General features: G+C 46.7%; 19 protein-coding genes. 4 read left to right on the top strand and 15 right to left on the bottom strand.

The genetic code is table 11. The features are described 5' to 3' along the window. Positions 1 to 32: 32 nt before the first annotated feature. From ccsA to ACFQRK_RS08335, 14 genes are all read right to left on the bottom strand, one after another. The gene (ccsA, locus tag ACFQRK_RS08400; RefSeq protein WP_379005522.1) at positions 33 to 701 is read right to left on the bottom strand and encodes a cytochrome c biogenesis protein CcsA; all 669 of its coding nucleotides are present in this window, start codon (positions 699 to 701) and stop codon (positions 33 to 35) included. A gap of 65 nt (positions 702 to 766) precedes the next feature. Further along, positions 767 to 1,426: a heme exporter protein CcmB gene (locus ACFQRK_RS08395; RefSeq protein ID WP_379005520.1), complete on the bottom strand. Its 660-nt coding sequence runs from the start codon at positions 1,424 to 1,426 to the stop codon at positions 767 to 769. A 47-nt stretch (positions 1,427 to 1,473) separates the two neighbouring features. Then, positions 1,474 to 1,818: a hypothetical protein gene (locus ACFQRK_RS08390; RefSeq protein ID WP_379005518.1), complete on the bottom strand. Its 345-nt coding sequence runs from the start codon at positions 1,816 to 1,818 to the stop codon at positions 1,474 to 1,476. An 86-nt stretch (positions 1,819 to 1,904) separates the two neighbouring features. Continuing rightward, positions 1,905 to 2,828: a WD40 repeat domain-containing protein gene (locus ACFQRK_RS08385; RefSeq protein WP_379005516.1), complete on the bottom strand. Its 924-nt coding sequence runs from the start codon at positions 2,826 to 2,828 to the stop codon at positions 1,905 to 1,907. A 13-nt stretch (positions 2,829 to 2,841) separates the two neighbouring features. Next, the gene (gene hisIE, locus ACFQRK_RS08380) at positions 2,842 to 3,426 is read right to left on the bottom strand and encodes a bifunctional phosphoribosyl-AMP cyclohydrolase/phosphoribosyl-ATP diphosphatase HisIE (RefSeq protein WP_379005514.1); all 585 of its coding nucleotides are present in this window, start codon (positions 3,424 to 3,426) and stop codon (positions 2,842 to 2,844) included. A gap of 24 nt (positions 3,427 to 3,450) precedes the next feature. Continuing rightward, a complete protein-coding gene (hisF, locus tag ACFQRK_RS08375) occupies positions 3,451 to 4,206 on the bottom strand; it encodes an imidazole glycerol phosphate synthase subunit HisF (RefSeq protein WP_379005512.1) in 756 nt (251 codons plus the stop codon). Between the two features lie 3 nt (positions 4,207 to 4,209). Beyond that, positions 4,210 to 4,959, bottom strand: coding sequence for a HisA/HisF-related TIM barrel protein (locus tag ACFQRK_RS08370; RefSeq protein ID WP_379005511.1), 750 nt, complete (start codon positions 4,957 to 4,959; stop codon positions 4,210 to 4,212). Positions 4,960 to 4,981: 22 nt separating this feature from the next. Further along, the gene (gene hisH / locus ACFQRK_RS08365) at positions 4,982 to 5,572 is read right to left on the bottom strand and encodes an imidazole glycerol phosphate synthase subunit HisH (RefSeq protein WP_379005509.1); all 591 of its coding nucleotides are present in this window, start codon (positions 5,570 to 5,572) and stop codon (positions 4,982 to 4,984) included. Between the two features lie 78 nt (positions 5,573 to 5,650). Beyond that, entirely contained in the window at positions 5,651 to 6,790 is a 1,140-nt protein-coding gene (gene hisB / locus ACFQRK_RS08360) for a bifunctional histidinol-phosphatase/imidazoleglycerol-phosphate dehydratase HisB (protein ID WP_379005507.1), read from the bottom strand. 82 nt (positions 6,791 to 6,872) lie between these two features. Beyond that, a complete protein-coding gene (hisC, locus tag ACFQRK_RS08355; RefSeq protein ID WP_379005505.1) occupies positions 6,873 to 7,937 on the bottom strand; it encodes a histidinol-phosphate transaminase in 1,065 nt (354 codons plus the stop codon). Positions 7,938 to 7,952: 15 nt separating this feature from the next. Continuing rightward, on the bottom strand, positions 7,953 to 8,864 hold the full coding sequence (locus tag ACFQRK_RS08350) for a ribonuclease Z (protein ID WP_379005503.1): 912 nt from the start codon (positions 8,862 to 8,864) through the stop codon (positions 7,953 to 7,955). Then, positions 8,861 to 9,244: an STAS domain-containing protein gene (locus tag ACFQRK_RS08345; protein WP_379005501.1), complete on the bottom strand. Its 384-nt coding sequence runs from the start codon at positions 9,242 to 9,244 to the stop codon at positions 8,861 to 8,863. The genes ACFQRK_RS08350 and ACFQRK_RS08345 overlap by 4 nt, the downstream gene beginning before the upstream one ends. 13 nt (positions 9,245 to 9,257) lie before the next feature. Continuing rightward, on the bottom strand, positions 9,258 to 10,220 hold the full coding sequence (locus ACFQRK_RS08340) for a phosphoribosylaminoimidazolesuccinocarboxamide synthase (RefSeq protein WP_379005499.1): 963 nt from the start codon (positions 10,218 to 10,220) through the stop codon (positions 9,258 to 9,260). Between the two features lie 77 nt (positions 10,221 to 10,297). Next, on the bottom strand, positions 10,298 to 11,266 hold the full coding sequence (locus tag ACFQRK_RS08335) for a PhoH family protein (protein WP_379005498.1): 969 nt from the start codon (positions 11,264 to 11,266) through the stop codon (positions 10,298 to 10,300). A gap of 234 nt (positions 11,267 to 11,500) precedes the next feature. On the opposite strand from ACFQRK_RS08335, the gene ACFQRK_RS08330 reads away from it, so the two are divergent. Genes ACFQRK_RS08330 through ACFQRK_RS08320 form a run of 3 tightly spaced genes read left to right on the top strand, consistent with a single transcriptional unit; the run spans position 11,501 to position 14,713 of the window. Next, positions 11,501 to 12,280 (top strand): S-adenosyl-l-methionine hydroxide adenosyltransferase family protein, encoded by a 780-nt coding sequence (locus ACFQRK_RS08330; RefSeq protein ID WP_379005497.1) that lies wholly within the window; start codon positions 11,501 to 11,503, stop codon positions 12,278 to 12,280. A 5-nt stretch (positions 12,281 to 12,285) separates the two neighbouring features. Next, the gene (locus ACFQRK_RS08325; protein ID WP_379005495.1) at positions 12,286 to 12,828 is read left to right on the top strand and encodes a hypothetical protein; all 543 of its coding nucleotides are present in this window, start codon (positions 12,286 to 12,288) and stop codon (positions 12,826 to 12,828) included. Positions 12,829 to 12,883: 55 nt separating this feature from the next. Next, the gene (locus tag ACFQRK_RS08320) at positions 12,884 to 14,713 is read left to right on the top strand and encodes an ABC transporter ATP-binding protein (protein WP_379005493.1); all 1,830 of its coding nucleotides are present in this window, start codon (positions 12,884 to 12,886) and stop codon (positions 14,711 to 14,713) included. On the opposite strand, the gene ACFQRK_RS08315 is transcribed toward ACFQRK_RS08320, so the two are convergent. Further along, positions 14,696 to 15,175, bottom strand: coding sequence for a GAF domain-containing protein (locus tag ACFQRK_RS08315; protein ID WP_379005491.1), 480 nt, complete (start codon positions 15,173 to 15,175; stop codon positions 14,696 to 14,698). The two genes, ACFQRK_RS08320 and ACFQRK_RS08315, sit on opposite strands and share 18 nt — an antisense overlap. A 447-nt stretch (positions 15,176 to 15,622) precedes the next feature. Here ACFQRK_RS08315 and ACFQRK_RS08310 point away from each other — a divergent pair, with 447 nt between their 5' ends. Continuing rightward, a complete protein-coding gene (locus ACFQRK_RS08310; RefSeq protein ID WP_379005489.1) occupies positions 15,623 to 18,808 on the top strand; it encodes a SusC/RagA family TonB-linked outer membrane protein in 3,186 nt (1,061 codons plus the stop codon). Positions 18,809 to 18,816: the final 8 nt, after the last annotated feature.

Raw genomic sequence — 18,816 nt, 5'->3', positions numbered from 1 at the left:
TAATCGATTTACAGTTGTTAATCTGCCAATATTTACTCCACTGTAGTGTCGTTTTGGTATTCCAGTTTGCGAATGCGAAACCGAAGCGTCATCAGCCAGGCACCGAAAAGGATCCATCCCAATGACGCCGGATATAATACGGCCTTCATGGAGCCGTCCAGATCGAATTGCCCGAATCCCGAATTTCCCCCGCTACCGGGATGCAGTGAATCGGTTGTCTTTGGGAGAATGTACATGAGCACGATCATAATCGGAAAGGCAAAGACGTTATAAATCGCTGAGATACGCGCTCGCTTTTGTTCCTCTTCCAGTGCATTGCGAAGTACCAGGTATGCAAGGTACATCAGCGTTGCAATGGCAGAACCATTCAGTTTGGGGTCATTGGGCCAGGGGTCACCCCAAGTAAAATTTGCCCACAGCATCCCACTTACCAATCCGAACAAGCAAAAAACAATCCCTACGTTCACGCTTTCCACAGCAACCAGATCATGCTGTGGATTGCTGGAAGACAAATACTTAATGCTATAGATAACCGAAATTAAGTAGAGGGTAAACATGGTGAACCACATCGGCACGTGAAAGTAGACGTTGCGAATGGTTTCGTGAACAATAGGCAGAGCGGGCACTGGACCCAATATTCCCATGATTATGCTGTATAGGAGCAGTAAAATTGCCAAAATTTTCCACCAATACTGTTTCATTTATACGTGATATTGAATAATGATTAAAAGAGTAAGGAGCTTCTTATATCCTTGATCAAACCGAGTCAATCCCTCCAAAGGTAAGGAAATAACACTAAAGAAACGGCTACAGTAATGATATTGATAGCGAGTAGGACAGAGAGCTCATCCAGGCTGACGCTACGGTCCAGGCCGTCCATCGCATTTTTGGAGGCTTTGATCAGCACAAGAAGTAACGGGATGACGATTGGAAAACTGAGAATAGCCATTAAGGTGCTGTTATTTCCCGCTTTGGCACTGATACCGGCTACCATGGTAAACACGGCAGCAAAACCGGTGCTTCCAAGCACTACCACAACGAAATAGAGGGCCGGGTCGCCCAAAGGGTTTTGGAAGATTATTGAATATACCAAATAGGCGATTGCAGATAGCAATAGCATAATCAGCATATTGTAACTGATTTTGGATAAGATGATGGCTTTTGCGCTGGCGATGGTATAATAGTATAATTGGCGGTTCCGGCTTTCTTGCACAAAGCTTTTATTAATGGCATTAACGGATGCGAATAGGAGGATAATCCAGAAAAGTGCATTCCAGGTAGTGGGGTCTACGGATTTAAACGCTTGATAGCAGACAAAAACCGTAGACACCACATAAAGTAAAATACCGTTGATGGCATATTTGAAACGCCACTCCAATAAAATTTCTTTGCGAATAAGGAGTATAACCTCTTTGACTAAACTCATCCCCCGCAAAGATACAATTCGCGCGCTATTACCCGCGACCTGCGGTTCTATATTTCTTCTTCCGCTCGGCTTTTAGCTGACGTCACCGCGTCGCTCGCCCTGTTTATTCCTTCTTTTGCTAGTTGGTCTGCCTTGCGGATTGCTGATTGGCCTTTGTTTCTCGCTTGAGAGCGCAGATCATTAATTTCTTCGGTAGCTCGATCGGCCAACTTTGAAGCCTTATGCAAACCATCTTTCGTACTCTTCCTGATGGAATTTGATAATTCCCGTATGCCGTCACTTGCGCGATCCAATTGTTTGCGGCCTTCCTTGGTGCCCAAGAGTAACCAAGCAACCGTGCCCGCTGCGAGTCCTACCAATGCATACGTAACAATGCTGTTTTTCGTGTTCATCTCAATGTCCTTTTTTTGTTTTCGGCTTTTCTTTCGCCACTTCAGTTTTATAATTTAAGAACAAGAGATTTTAAAAAATGTTTGCATCAGAGATCAAAGAACACATCCCATACCAAGGCCCGTTTGTCATCACTGACGGATATCAGCTGATTTTTATAGCCATTCCAGATCAGGTCGTTTACCGAAAGCACATGGCTATCGAAACCTCTCTCAAGACTAATCACCCGCCGCAAACGGAAGTCGTCAGACGACCATATTTTAATCGTTTTGTCCCGGCTGGCTGTGGCAAAGATGGGTAAAAAAGGATGATATTTAATCGCATATACCGTAAACAGATGCGGAGTAAATGTATTGACGACTGTGAAGCGGACCGTTTCAAGGACGTTAAGCTGGGCGTCCCGCCCCCCGGTAAGCAGGTAGTGCCCATCGGGCGAAAAGCACAATGCCGTGACTGGCATAGCATGAGCGGGTAATTCTTCGATAAACGAATAATCTCGCGCATTATATAATTTAACCTTGCCGTCTTTGCTGCCAAAGATTACCCAGTTTTCGTCCGTACTGATTGCGATGGTGCGCACCGTTTGGCTTGAGACGTTGAAATGGTATAACAGCTCAAAGTTTTGCGTGTTCCAGATTGAAACGGAACCATCTTCCGATGCCAGGATAAGTTCAGGTTTTGTCTTAAAAGATTTGATGGCAAAGATAGGACGTCTGTGGTGTTCAAGTTTTGCCATCAGCTTCCCCGTTTCTGTATGTACCACTGTGCCCATGCCATCCCGGGTGCCGATCGCAAGCAACGTAGTGTTGGATAGCAGATGTAACGCATAAACGGAAAACTGCACAGGATACAAAACACGCTCGAAGGCCATTTTCTCCAAATTCCACTCCACTACACCCTTGTCGTTTCCACCCGTATAGATGATCGGGGCCCCAACCCCGTTTTCAATGGCAAAAATCGGGTTTTGATGCCCCGATAGCGTTCCGGCCTTATGTATCTTCAGCTTACCCATGGTAGCGGTTATACTACCGATGCCTGCTTTCCAGGTTCTTGGCAATCGTTTCCAATGAGACGCCTTTTTCCTTTAGTAGCACCAAGAGGTGAAACACAAGGTCGGACGTTTCATTGATAAAATCTGCGTCATCTTCCGCCAAAGCGGCAATCACGGTTTCCACAGCCTCTTCGCCGACTTTTTGGGCAATTTTGTTCAATCCCCGTTGCCGGAGGCGGTTTACATACGAATCCGCGGTAGGGAATTCATAGCGATTAGCGATGATATCGGCCAGCTCAAAAATAAAATTCTGATTGAATTCGGTACGGAAGCAGCTTCGGCTACCGGTGTGGCACGTAGGGCCTTTGGGCTGTGCCTTGATCAATAGCGTATCGTGGTCGCAATCAATATGTGTGCTAATTACCTCGAGAAAATGTCCGCTTTCTTCGCCTTTGGTCCACAGCCTGTTTTTGCTTCGCGAGAAAAACGTGACACGTCTGTCAGACTGCGTTTTTTGCCAGGCTTCCTCATTCATATAGCCCAGCATCAATACTTCAAGCGTCTGCGCATCCTGTATAATCACGGGAATGAGGCCACCGCTTTTTTCGAAATCTAACATGTTAATCTATTTTTCGATCGATGATCACTGTCGTATTGCAACGCCCTGGTGTCGCAACTTATCTTTTAAATCGGGTATCAATATTTCCCCGTAATGGAATACGGACGCTGCCAACGCGGCATCTACATTGCTTTGTTTAAACACGTCTACAAAGTGCTGTTCAGTCCCCGCTCCGCCCGAAGCGATCAACGGAATCGATAAACAGTCATTGATCTTCTTCAGTAATGTGCAATCAAATCCGTTCTTCGTGCCGTCATGGTCCATGGAAGTCAATAAAATCTCTCCTGCTCCACGGCTTTCTGCCTCCTTAATCCATTCCTCGGTTTCAATATCTGTTTTCAGCCGACCGCCGTTGAGGTGTACGTAGTTCTTCCCATTTACATGGCGCGTATCGACTGCCACCACCACGAACTGTATGCCGAACGCCTCCGCCAATTGGTTAATCAGATTTGGATTGCGCACAGCCGCTGAATTGATTGAAATCTTGTCAGCACCTGAATGCAGCAACACATCGGCATCGGTCAGTTCATTGATGCCTCCGCCAATGGTAAAGGGAATGTTAACTTGCTTAGCAACGGCTTTTACCAAATCCACGGTGGTCTTACGTCGTTCGTGTGTAGCGGTAATATCTAAAAAAACCAGTTCGTCCGCTCCCTGCCGGGAGTATTGCCACGCCAGTTCAACGGGATCTCCTGCATCACGAAGGTTGACGAAGTTGACTCCTTTCACCGTACGTCCATCTTTGACGTCCAAGCAGGGGATGATGCGCTTAGCTAGCATGATTTAAAAACGGATGAGGGACTTCAAATTCCACTCCTTGATTTGTTCAATGGTAATGCGGTTCTCATAAATGGCTTTCCCCACAACGCACGCTTCGACCTTGATGGCATCCAAGGCAAAAATGTCTTCCATCGAACTAATGCCCCCAGAGGCGATGAGTTTAATGATCGGGGAATGATCCAATAACTTTTTGTACAATTCCACACCGGCACCACCTAATTTTCCGTCTTTGTTGATATCCGTGCACAGAAAACGGAAAAAACCGAGGGAAAGACATCGGTCGATATAATCGAGGAGCTTGACCGGCGAGCTTTCCATCCATCCCGAATACTTGATAACTTCGTCTAAGACGTCGATGGCAATTACAACCTGATCGGCATACTTATGTTTGCCCCGGTTCAGTTTGCTGAGTTCATCGAGAAACGAAGGATTGGTGATCGCTTGAGTTCCAACGACCACGCGATGGATACCCGCATCGACCAATTCTTTTACTTTTTCAATGCTGCGTACCCCGCCTCCGTATTGCACCTTCATGTCGGTATGGCGAACGATATCAAACAAATAAGATTGGTTTGAAAAATCGCCCTTTGCGCCATTTAGGTCTACAATATGCACAAATTCGGTGCCGTTGGACTGGTATTTTTCGATCATCTCCTCGAGGCTAACCTTGTAAACCGTCGCGTCATTATAATTGCCCTCACGCAAGCGGACAACTTGCTTGTCCAATACGTCTATTGCCGGAATAATATACATATCTCTTTAAGGTTGATTTTTATTACAAGTTTGAAAAATTCAACAACAACCGTTCACCTGCTTCTCCCGATTTTTCCGGATGAAACTGTACCCCATAAAAGTTTCCATCCTGTATGGAAGCCGAGAACTTCAATCCATAATCGGTAAAAGCGGCCGTAAAAGTAGCATTATATTCAATAAAATAAGAGTGTACAAAGTAAAAGTAGGCATCTTTTTTTATATCGGCGAATAACGCGCTCCTATTTTCATGGAAAACTTGGTTCCAGCCCATATGTGGAACTTTTTTCGCAATACGCTTTTCAAAATGTAACGTTTTCAAGGGGATGATCTCCAATAACGGACTGTCGCCTTCTTCGGAGTATGCCGTGAGCAGTTGCATGCCCACGCAGATTCCCAAAACCGGTTTCTTGAGCAGTCTGATCGATTCGGCCAGGCCTGTTGCCTGCAATTTCCGCATTGCCGCACCCGCATGGCCGACCCCCGGAATGATAATGCGGTCATAGGCTTCTAACTCGCTTTCCGTTTGGATCATTCCATACGGAATAGTTAACCGGTCTAGTGCCGCCGTCAGTGAGAAAATATTTCCCGCTCCGTAATTGATGATTCCTGTCATATTCAGCTGTCAGCTTTCGGCTTTAAGCCGTCGGCTTCATATTTTAGCTTTAATTCTGTACCGTCTGCCTTGTAATTGTTAAAGAACTCCTTTGGTACTAGGAAGTTCCATGTGTTCCGCGTCTCTTTTCACCGCCTTTTTGATCGATTTGGCAAATGCTTTGAATATCGCTTCTATCTTATGGTGTTCGTTTTCTCCTTCGGCTTTTATATTCAGGTTGCATTTGGAAGCATCTGAGAAGGACTTGAAAAAATGGAAGAACATTTCCGTGGGCATGTCACCTATCTTTTCTCGCTTGAATTCGGCGTCCCATACAATCCAATTTCTGCCTCCGAAATCGAGGGCTACCTGCGCCAGGCAGTCGTCCATGGGCAGCGTGAAGGCGTAACGCTCGATACCACGTTTGTCACCGAGCACCTTGGCAACCACTTCCCCCAGCGCAATTCCGGTGTCTTCTATGGTATGGTGCTCATCAATATGCAAATCACCAGCTGCCTTTATGGTGAGGTCCATATTTCCATGCCGGGCTATTTGGTCGAGCATATGATCAAAAAAGGGAAGTCCGGTTCGGATGTCCGCTTTTCCTTTGCCATCGAGGTTTATCCGGATATAAATATCCGTTTCGTTGGTTTTTCTGCGGTGTTCACCCACCCGATCTCCCAGTTTCAGATACTCATAGATCGCCTTCCAGTCGGAAGTCTCCAATGCAACCACCGATTCATCGATTTCGTGCGCTTCAGCGGCGCCAAGTAGATCGTTATTCCGTAGCCAGATCGCTTTTGCACCTAAATTTTGGGCTAATTTTACGTCGTTGACACGGTCGCCGATCACAAAAGAATGGGCCAGGTCGTATTTTCCGGTATCAAAATACGATGTCAGCAACGCTGTCCCCGGTTTACGTGTTGGCGCATTTTCATGCGGAAATGTCCGGTCGATGTGTTCTGCGGCAAAGGTCACGCCTTCACCGGCAAACGTGTTTATAATAAACGTATGTACGGGCCAGAAATTGGCCTCGGGATGCGAGTCGGTTCCCAATCCGTCCTGGTTGGATACCAGTATTAGCTCGTAATCGAGTTCATTGGCAATACGTGGCAGGTATTGCAATGCGCCCGGATAAAATTTCAGTTTCGCAAATGAATCGATCTGCTCATCTTCCGGTTCGACAATCAGGGTGCCGTCCCGGTCTATAAAAAGTAATCGTTTAATCGTATTAGGCATCTTTATTGCCTCATTTTTATGGTTGTGTTGAAACCGCCAAACATAGTTAAATTACCGCTGATATGCAAATGCGTTCCTCCGACTATCGTCCTTGGGCATATTCATCTAATGCAGCCATCAATACGCTGTTTTCCTCGGGAGTGCCTACGGTAATACGCAAGCATCCTTCACATAGTTCAACCTTAGAACGGTCGCGTACAATAATGCTTTTGTTAACCAGATACGTATATATTTCACGTGGTCCGGTGGTTTTGGCTAGGACGAAGTTGGCGTCGGAGGGGTATACACGCTGTACAAAAGCCATCGAATCTAATTTAGCGATGAGTTTATCCCTTTCAGCGACCGTTTCCCGGATCCATCCATTTACTCTATCCACGTTATCAAGGGCTTTCAGGGCCAACTCTTGTGTTGCTTGGTTAATGTTATAGGGCGGTTTTATCTTGTTGAATACTTCAATGATTTCTTCGCTTGCAAAAGCCATTCCCAAGCGCAACCCTGCCAGTCCCCAGGCCTTCGAAAGGGTTTGCAAGACGACAAGATTACTGTATTCGGTCAGTTCCTGGATAAACGTTTTGTGGCGGGAATAATTGATATACGCCTCGTCGATTACAACCACTCCGTTGAAGTTAGCCAACACGGTTTCCACATCTTCGCGGTGCAAAGAATTTCCTGTCGGGTTGTTGGGTGAGCAGAGGAAGATCATGCGCGTATTAGTGTCAATGGCCTCAGCAATACCTTCCAGATCAAGTTGGAAGTCTGCCGTAAGGCTTACCTTTTTGGTTGTCACATCGTTAATATGGGCCGATACTTCGTACATTCCATAGGTGGGCGGTACAAGGATTACGTTATCCACCCCTGGTCGGCAAAATGCCCGATAGAGGACATCGATGGCCTCGTCGCTGCCGTTACCCAGGAAAATATTTCGGGGCGGCACACCTTTTATATGGCTTAATTTCACTTTTAATTGCCGTTGAAGCGGATCGGGATAGCGATTGTAATTCCCGTCCAATGGCGAGCCGTAAGCGTTCTCATTGGCATCCAACAATACGGATGCTTCCCCTTTGAATTCATCGCGGGCCGACGAATAGGGGATCAAATTCCGGATATTATCTCGTAATAAATTCGTTAAATCAAATGAATTAGCCATGCTGGTAATAAATAATTAGACGCTGTACCAATTTCCCTCCAAGGCCAGGTCGGTATTAAAAAACACGGATTTACTCTCTTCGAGCAAAGGTTTCAGTTCTTTATAGCGGGCTGAATAGTGGCCGATGAGTAACTTTCGGGCTTGTACGTTTTCGGCAATCTGCCCGGCCTGCAAAGCGGTGGTATGAAAGGTTTCCTCAGCTCTATCCACCATATCATGCAAAAACGTAGCTTCGTGGTACAACAGATCCACCTGTTGTATGAAAGGCAGGTAACGTTCAGTCATTACGGTGTCGGAGCAATATGCATAGCTTCGCGGTGCTGGGGGGGCGAGCGTTAGGTCCTGCCAGCGATGTATCCTGCCATCGGGTGCTGTATAGTCGTTTCCGCGTTTAATCAGCGGAAGGTATTCCGTTGGTACGCCGAGCGCATCCGTTTTATCGCGGTTAATCGTAGGCATTCGTTTTCTTTCGTCAAACCGGAACCCCGTGCAGGCGATGCGATGATCCAGGGGGAAACTGCTCACTGTAAGGTTGTCGTTCTCAAAAATCGGCTCCATCGTCAGGTCCTGTGTGGGATGAATGTGCAGCGGATACCGTAATACCGTTTGAGAATGCAAAAAATGCAGGTCAATGATTTCTTTTAGTGGCGGCGGTCCATATACATGCAATTCATCTTTGCGACCAACCAGATGCATCGATGAAATCAATCCGATTAAGCCCAGGTAATGATCGCCGTGCAGGTGACTGATGAAAATATGTTTGATGCGGTTGCTCCTGATTCCATATTTGATGAGCTGTACCTGTGTACCTTCACCACAATCCACTAAGTATAGTTGCTCATTGACATTGATCAACTGTGCAGTTGGATGACGACCGTATATGGGGGTGGCGGAGCTACTCCCTAATATCAACACTTCAAATCTCATTCCTCTTCTAGGGCACCCCTCAATTCTTTTTCAAGCTCTTTTGAAAATATTAAATCTTCGGCTTCTGCCGTGTTGTGAGCCAGTGTCAATACGCCGGCCAAATTAGATACTGAAATAAGGCTTTTGATCTGTTGATTCACACAGGCCAAAACAAATACACCTCCTGCGGCTTTGCATAAACGATGCGCCATTAAGCCGGTTCGCAAACCGGAAGAGTCGGCCTCTTTTACCTGAGATAAATCGAGGATGATGTTTCGCTGTCCGCCCGTATTCCGCAAAAGAAATTCGGCCTTAATCTTCGGAGCTGAGTCGCCATCCAGTATCTCGACATGAGGCTGGATGATGACATATTTTTCATGCTTATCAATCGTGAATTTCATAACGGAAAAGTTTTTATGATGATTGCTTATTTGCTATTCTGTAAAGGGCTGTTGCAGTATTGCGTTCAACCCGCTCTGATACCGCTGTTTCATCGGGGTATTCAAAATGCTCTCCGGTAATATGCTCGAAGAGCTCAATGTAGCGTTCGGAAATCGAAGATACAATTTCATCGGTCATTTCCGGTATCTTCTGGCCATCCTTACCCTGAAAACCATTTTCAATCAGCCACTTCCGCACGAATTCTTTGGATAGCTGCCTTTGCGGTTTCCCCTCATTTTGTAATTGCTCGTATCCATCGGCGTAAAAATAACGCGATGAGTCTGGGGTGTGAATTTCGTCAATCAAGTATATCGCATTATCGAACTTGCCAAATTCATATTTGGTGTCCACCAAAATAAGCCCCCTGTCTTTTGCGAGTTCAGTTCCCCTTTTGAACAAGGCTTTGGTATACGTTTCCAGCAACTGGTAATCCGCTTCTGACACAATGCCCCGTTGAAGGATTTCATGACGTGAGATATCCTCATCGTGCCCCACGCTGGCCTTTGTGGTCGGTGTAATTATCGGCTCAGGCAAACGGTCATTTTCTTTCAATCCTTCCGGAAGGGGCTCCCCGCATATCTCCCGTTTACCCGCTTGATACTCACGCCATGCGTGCCCTGATAAATAACCGCGGATAACCATCTCGACCTTAAACGGTTGGCATTGCCGGCCAATTGTCACGCAAGGATCAGGAACAGCCAGTACCCAGTTGGGTACAATATCTTCGGTTGCCTTTAAAAATTTAGCGGCAATTTGATTCAGCACCTGTCCTTTGTAGGGAATTGCCCTGGGGAGTACCACGTCAAATGCCGATATACGGTCGGTGGCTACCATCGCTAAGTAGGTGTCGTGGATGGTATAGACGTCTCGCACTTTACCCCGATAAAAGGCAGTCTGTCCGTCAAAATGGAAATTTGTCTCTTTTATTGTATTCATTTTCTTTAGTTGTCAGCTGACGGCTATCAGCTTTCCGCAATCGGCTATTAATTCAGCTTTGCTTTACCGGTCTTCCATCAAATATCTCCGTAAGCCTCTAGTATCCGCTTTACCAGTTTGTGCCGCACGACATCTCCACCACTGAGATAAATAAGATCGATTCCTTCGATTCCATCAAGTAGCTTCAGTGCAGTCTGCAAGCCAGATTGTTGTTTCTTGGGAAGATCAATTTGGGTGACGTCGCCGGTTACAATGAATTTAGCGGTAGGCCCCATTCTCGTGAGAAACATCTTCATTTGCATATCCGTGGCATTCTGCGCTTCGTCCAGAATAACAAAGCAGTTATCAAGCGTACGACCACGCATGAAGGCCAGCGGTGCAACTTCTATCGTGCGATTTTCCAGAAAAGCCTTAAGCTTTTCAGCGGGAATCATATCGTCGAGAGCGTCGTAAAGGGGCCGGAGATAGGGGTCTACCTTTTCCTTAAGATCTCCTGGAAGAAATCCCAGGTTCTCGCCCGCCTCGACGGCAGGTCGCGTGAGGATAATGCGCCTCACTTCCTTATTGCGCAATGCACGGACCGCCAGTGCGACAGCGGTATAGGTCTTTCCAGTACCGGCTGGACCGATGGCAAATAAAATGTCATTTTTTAGAATGCTTTCCACCATTCTCCGCTGGTTCGGTGTACGCGCCTTTACAACGATCCCATTGGGCCCGAAAACGATCGGTTCTCCGCCCCCGGCGGGGCTCGTATCCGCTTTTTCCGCTTTTTTTGTTGGCGTTCCGTTGGACGATTTTGTGTGTAGGATGTTTTCTATGTCATTGGTGGTTAAATTGTTGTATTGCTCAACATGCGCCACTATTTTGTCAAAGTATACCTTGAACAAAGAAATTTCCCGTTCGTCCCCAAGGATTTTTATTTCGTTGCCGCGAGCGACAAGCTTTAACTTTGGAAATTGCTTTTTGAACACTTCGAAATGTTCATTGTGCGCGCCCCACAACACTGCAGGATTCACATATTCTAGCGTAATGTTTAATTCGTTCAAACTTTATTCTACTAATTTTTATGACTGCCTATCTGCTGCGCAATGTCTAACCTTTCACAGTTTTCAAATATAGCGATAAATTACCATTCGTTTTAGCTAAATAAAAAATCAGGTACAACGAAGCACAGGCGAATCCGCCGGATCAACTTTCTGCAAAAATCCAGATGAAATTTTGAATTATTGGATATAAGGGCAACTTTATCTAAGTTTGCATCCATTGCAATCAAGGCGGGTATGGGTATTGTTACCTTAACAACAGATTTAGGACACAAAGATTTTTATCAAGCAGCATTAAAGGGCAGTATCATAAGCCAGTTTCCCGCGGTGCAACTGGTCGATATATCCCATGAGATCCCGTCTTTTGATATTCAGTATGCTGCGTTTGTGGTAAAAAATGCCTACCCCTATTTTCCGCAAAAAAGCGTCCATCTCATCGGCATTGATTCGGTATTTAACCAAAGTAACCGTTATCTCGCTTTGGAATATAGGGGTCACTATTTTGTTGGAACAGACAACGGTTTGTTTTCGTTGATATTGGACGGCCCGCCTACGGAAGCTGTTGAGATCAACATTATCCAGGATTTAAAATACCTGCATTTTCCATTGACCGATATATTCGCCAAGGCCGCGTGTCACCTTGCCAAAGGAGGCAAATTAACCGATATCGGAGACCCGGTAGAAGGCGTGGTAGACCGCACGTTGGTGCAGCCGGTTGTCGAAAAGGACAGCCTGCGCGGCAGTGTGGTCTTTATCGATTCATTTGGCAATGTGATCAGTAACATCAGCAAAGAGCTGTTCAATAAAGTGCAGCGCGGTCGGAATTTTGTATTATATTTCAGGCGTAACGAAACGATTGACCAGATGAGTTGGCATTATAACGAGGTGCCGGAGGGAGAAAAGCTTTGTCTTTTTGGAATTACCAATTATTTGGAAATCGCAATCAATAAAGGCAATGCCAGTGGATTGCTGGGGCTCAATAAAGGCGACATCATTCGGGTGGAATTCAAAAAGTAAACAACATGCAATCTGATCAGTGTAGACGCGTTTTCATTGCCCTATCCCTTTTAGTAGGTTGTATGATCTCGTTTTCATTTGGCCAAGCGGGATCCGATACGACGGGCTATGAACTTCAGCGCCAAAAGGTAAACAAGCTATTGGCTGAGCGGAGTCAACGGTTTGGGCAATTTAACGAAAGCCTGCAGAAGCGGACAGGGATTTTCGGATTGAAGACCAAAAAGGATATGCAAGCATCCATCGATATCCTGAAGCAGATCGTCCTTACCGACAATGATATTTTTCAGGAAACCAAAGCGCTTCTGGATTATAAGGACTTCGAAAAGTCGCAAATTGCAGAAAGAGCTTCTGAATTTGACGGACGCATTAACGGTTATATTAGGACCATCAGCAAACTACAGCGCGAACATGAAAAGATGGTTGCTGAAATCAATACCCTGGAAAAAACCAATCAATTCTATGGGGGATTGGCTATTCTTTTTGGTCTAACTGTCCTCGCTATCGGCGTGTTTTTCATAATAAAACGTCAAAAATTGACGAAAGCGTGATAAGGGAGCATATTATTGTCGTTACTTTTGCCCCTATAGTTTTTAATGATAGGACATGGCAAGACAACGGCTAAACAGTGGGGATGCGCCATCGGAGGATCTACCCAAACCGAAACTCACAAAGACAACACTCAGGAAGGCGGCTAAATTACTAGCCTATCTTAGGCCTTACCGGATGAAGTTCATTGTGGGCATGGTATTTTTGTTCCTCTCCAGTCTTACCGCTCTTACTTTTCCGGCATTGCTTGGAGCGATGATTGACGCGGCTCAGGGTAAAGTAAAGTATGAGTGGCTTGCTGTCGATATCCATGCCATCGGTGCCATATCCTTTGGTATTTTATTTGTCCAATCTGCGGTGTCCTTTTTCCGGATCCGTCTTTTTGTTGAAGTAGCGGAAAAATCCCTGGCTGATATACGCCGTGACTCGTACTACAAGCTGATTACGTTTCCGCTTGATTTTTTTGCCAACCGCAGGGTGGGCGAGCTGAATAGCCGCCTATCTGCCGACCTGGCGCAAATCCAGGATACGATGACCACCACACTGGCCGAAATGATCCGACAGGTCATCTTGCTCATCGGCGGTGTATGTTGGTTGTTCATTGTATCCTCCAAACTCACCCTGTTGAATCTGAGTATCCTGCCTATTTTGGTAGTTGTTGCAGTGATTTTTGGTAGATTTATTCGTAAGCTTTCCCGAAAAGCCCAAGACAAACTCGCTGAATCGAACACGGTGGTTCAGGAAACCTTGCAGGGCATCAGCAACGTTAAGGCCTTTGTCAACGAAGCGTATGAAGCATCGCGTTATTCGCGCACGCTCGACGCGGTCGTCAAAATTGCCCTTAAAGGCGCTACGTATCGCGGTATTTTCGCGTCATTTATCATTTTCTGCCTCTTCGGTGCGGTAGTCGCCGTTATTTGGTATGGGTCGTCGTTGGTGGCAGCGGGGAGTATTTCGGTGGGTGATTTGACAACGTATATTCTGTACTCGATATTCGTGGCTGGATCCATGGGCAGTTTTCCTGAATTGTATGCAAATTTCCAGAAAGCGATCGGCGCAAGTGAACGGGTCATTGAAATCCTTGATGAACAACAGGAAGACGTAGGTTTGCTGAATGAAGAGAAAACCATTACGTATTCGCTGGAAGGGAACATTGCTTTTGAAGACGTTACCTTTGCTTATCCCTCGCGGCGCGAGATCACCGTATTAAAAAACGTATCGTTTGAAGCGCGTGCGGGCGAGAAAATCGCTATTGTGGGTCCGAGTGGTACGGGTAAGTCGACCATTGCGGCATTGGTATTGCAATTTTACAAACCCGTTAGTGGCCATATTTTGTTCGATGGTCGCGAGGCTGACAGCTATCCGCTGACCGATATCCGTAGTCAGGTGGCAATTGTGCCGCAAGATGTGTTGCTTTTTGGCGGCACTATCCGTGAAAATATTGCTTATGGCCGCCTTTCGGCGGAGGCGGAGGAGATCATAACCGCAGCTAAGCGCGCTAATGCCCATGATTTTATTATGGGATTTCCTGAAGGGTATGATACCATCGTAGGCGAGCGGGGTGTCAAATTGTCGGGCGGACAGCGCCAGCGGATTGCCATTGCGCGGGCATTGCTTAAAGATCCCGCCATCTTAATTCTGGACGAAGCAACGTCTTCGCTTGACTCGGAGTCCGAACGACAGGTGCAACAAGCACTGGAAGAGTTGATGAAAAATCGTACCGCTATCATTATCGCCCATCGCCTGTCCACGATCCGTGAAGCCGACCAGATTGTAGTGGTCGAATGTGGACAAGTCGTAGCTTCAGGAACACACGATGAACTTATGGGCAAACAGGAGGGGCTATATCATCATTTATACAAACTTCAGCTAGATACCACGCGTTAGCAACTTGACCATCTCCTGAAGGTGATGTGCATCTACGTGGTCAAAGTAATTCAGGTATTCACTATCCACGTCCAATACGCCCAAGACCGTTTTGTTCTTGATAAGAGGCACCACAATTTCGGAGTTTGATAAGGAACTGCATGCAATGTGGCCCGGAAAGGCATTTACATCCGGTACGACAAGTACCTGCTGTTGTTCCCAGGCTTGACCGCACACGCCCTTGCCTTTTGCAATGCGTGTACAAGCCACAGGGCCCTGGAAGGGACCGAGCACCAACTCGCCACCTTTCACTAGGTAAAAACCTACCCAAAGAAAATCGAATTGCGCCTTAAGTGCCGCCGATAGGTTGGCCATATTGGCGATCAAGTCATTTTCCCCGGCAATTAACCCGTCAATCTGAGGTAGCAATGCTTGGTATTGCTCTTCTTTTGTGCCGCGGGCTACGTGTAGTTCTTCTGCCATTCTATAATACTGTTTGTACGCAAGAGCCGTTTTGGAGATCAGCAAAGAGATCGACGTTTTGATGCTTTTGCCGTTTTACAAATGCTGTGACGTTAACAAAGTCAAAGATACAACGGATTTCAGACCTATACAATGGTTCATAGGCGGACGTAAATAGTCGGCCTGCGGATGCGGTAAAAACGCAAAAAGTGCGGATTCGATAGGGTGAATAGCCGAATGTTCTTGTAAAGTTAATCTTATTTTAATAAAAATCTTGCAAATCCAAAATGTTTTCGCTTATTTAGCGGGTACGTTACCGAAAACAATTATAAACTAACTGCCAGATTGAGGGTAGGAGAGGGAAAATAGAGGTGGATTCGCTGCCTTTTTGTTTTCGTGGATTACGGGTGCGTACCCGCAATCCAAACTATTCAAGTTGCCTCGTCACAAAATACATAAATAAAAATCATGGAGAGAAACACCGTCATTAAAATTTTCGCCCCTACAGCGTTGGCAAGGCAATTGGTAGCCAGCCGGCCTTTGGTCGGACTCGCTGCGCCCCGAAGTGTGACATTCATCCGAGCCCTGAAAAGAAGAGGGTGTCTGCTTTTTGTTTGTAACCTATTTGCTGTCAGTAGTTTTAGTTTTTCATCGATGCCAAATCTTCCATCGCGTCGGTCCGCTTCGACAGCCATCCTTGCAGTGCAGCAATCGCCAATTACCGGCACGGTGTCCAATCAGCAGGGGGAGCCGCTGGAAGGTGTTAGCGTAACAATCAAAGGTTCCAACGTAGGTACGGCTACCAACAACGAGGGCAAATTCGCGCTTGAGGAAGTAGATGACAAGGCCGTTTTGGTATTCAGGAGTGTTGGATACAAAGAAAAAGAAGTGGCCATCTCAGGCAATACGCCGCTGAATGTTGTCATGGAAGATGATATTGCCGGATTGGATGAAGTCGTTGTGGTAGGGTATGGGGTCGCGAAGAAGAGTGACCTTACCGGTGCAGTCTCGCGGATTTCCATGGACGAACGGATTCTTCAAGCGAACACCAATATTTCGCAGGCGTTTACAGGCGTTGCCGGGGTTAACGTCGACGCCAAAGGAGGAGCTAACAGTGAACCTTCGTTCTCTATACGCGGACAGACATCCTTGTCGGCAAACGGGAGGCCGTTGATTGTGATCGACGGCATTATCTTTAACGGCTCGTTGGCCAGCGTTAACATGAACGACGTGGAGCATATCGATATCCTCAAAGACGCGTCGGCAGCTGCGGTTTACGGATCCCGGTCGGCCAATGGGGTAATCTTGATTACCACCAAGTCGGGAAAAAACCAGAAACCAACGGTTTCGTTCGATGCATACGCAGGTTTTCAGGACATGACCAACAACCCGATGCGGGTGATGAACGCAGAAGAGTTTGCACTGCGTTCGTTGGATTGGTATTGGCAGCAAGATGTCTATAATTGGTATCGTACCAATCCGACGAGCGCCGAAGGGCGGCCTGCGCGGCCAGACGTAACAGATCGCGATGTAGTGGCTTCTTATCTGCCTACCTATGAAGAGCAGCAGAACTATTTAAAAGGCAATGAAATCGACTGGGTAGATGAGGTGTTGCAGGTGGCACCGATGCAAAACTACAGTTTGAGCCTGCAAGGGGGAGCCGACCGCACTACGTATTACATTTCAGGGTCCCATTCGAACGTGGAAGGTATCCAATTGAACGATAAATTCAAACGGTACACGCTCCGTAGCAACTTGGAAAGTAAGGTTAATGACTGGTTAACCCTTGGATTGAATACCTCCTATGCGTATCAAGATAATTCCGGACTTCCGGCTAGCCTGACCAATGCACGGGTGGCCAGTCCCTTGGTCGATAATAAAATCGGACAACCGAATTATGATATTTACCTAGGGGGAGAACTTTATCAGCCCTATCCGCTGGTGTACCTCGAAATTGACAACACAGATGTCCGTAACGAGCTTTTCGCGATTGGCCGTGCGGTTGTGGATGTACCTTGGGTAGAGGGATTGCGCTATGAATTTAATTACTCGCAGACGTATTTCAACACCGAAGTCAATTCGTTCCATTCCAACCGTACTCCCCAGGGGTCGACCAATCGCGGATATGCGATCAAAGAACCCAAGGAAGAGCGAAACTGGATTCTGAATAACATCGTGACGTATATGCGCGATTTCGGAGATCATCAGATCAATTCCACGCTGCTCTTCAGTCGGGAAAACATCCGCGGTAGTACATCGAGTTTGACTGCGCAAGGGTTCAACAACGAATCATTGGGCTTTAACAACATGGGAATCGGCGAGGTTGCTACGGTTGGTTCGACGGCTTACGAAGAGAACAGCTTAGCGTATATGGCACGTGTGAATTATACCTACAAATCACGCTACCTACTGACGGCGACGGTACGGAGGGATGGATATTCCGGGTTTGGTAAAGGTAACAAGTGGGCAACGTTCCCTTCGATTTCCCTCGGATGGGTACCGTCGGAGGAAGCCTTTCTAAAGGATAAGGGACTGTATCTTAAAGTCAGGACTTCGTACGGTGTGAACGGCAATCAGGGAATCGGGCGCTATTCGAGCCTGTCGTCCATGGGTACCACCTATTATATATACGGCAGCAATACGGCAATTGGCCTTTTTCCGGAAACATTGGGCAATCCCGATTTGAGCTGGGAGGAAACCACCTCGTTTAACGCGGGTGTAGATTTTGGTGTATTGAACAACCGGATAACCGGCTCCCTCAATGCATATACTGCGAAGACCAAAAACGTACTGGTGAGACGGCAACTGCCGCCTGCTGCAGGTTATCCGAATATTTGGGCGAACATCGGCGGACTGGCTAATAAGGGGCTTGAGTTGGAACTAAACACCATTAATATCCAAGGGCCGACCTTCAACTGGAAGAGCAATTTCGTGTTTTCAATCAACCGGGATAAAATTAGTCGGCTCTATGGTTCAGACGATGATGCCGATATCGGAAATGCCTGGTTTGTCGGCAAACCCATAGAAGCGCTTTACGACTATCAGATGGCCGGAGGGGTATGGACTGAGGAGGAATTTTTCAGTGGGCAAGTATTATCAGGCTGGTATCCGGGCCAATTCCGGTATGTGGATCAAAACCAGGACGGAAAAATCGATCCGGACAACGACCGCACGATCGTTGGCTACGAATCCCCCAATTACCGTTTTAGTCTTAACAATTCGCTATCCTATAAGAACTTTACCCTGTCGGTGTTTATCAACTCCATACAAGGTGGAAACGGCTATTATCTAGCTAATAACGCGGAAATAGTTAATCCACTTTATACCATGACGCATCGCAGAAACAATTCGGCAATCAACCGCTATTGGTCGCCCGAGGCTCCGACGACCAACACGACAGGGATTTACAACAATCCCCAACGCCAGAGCGGGATTTATCAAAGCCGCAGCTTTGTGCGCTTACAGGATGTGTCGCTGGCTTATCGTTTTGGCCAACCGGTATTGGATAAGCTGAAGCTGAACGATTGCCAGCTATATATATCCAGCAAGAATCCCTACGTCTGGACCAACTGGCAGGGCTGGGACCCGGAAATCGGCGTGAGTGACACACCTTTAATGCGAAACCTGGTGTTTGGTGTCAGATTGAGTTTATAGCTATTTAT

The organism is Parapedobacter sp. GCM10030251 (genome assembly GCF_042666505.1).
In the GTDB taxonomy this organism is placed as follows: domain Bacteria; phylum Bacteroidota; class Bacteroidia; order Sphingobacteriales; family Sphingobacteriaceae; genus Parapedobacter.
The sequence above is the reverse complement of the archived record's forward strand: the minus strand, read 5'-3'. Positions and strand labels throughout refer to the sequence as shown.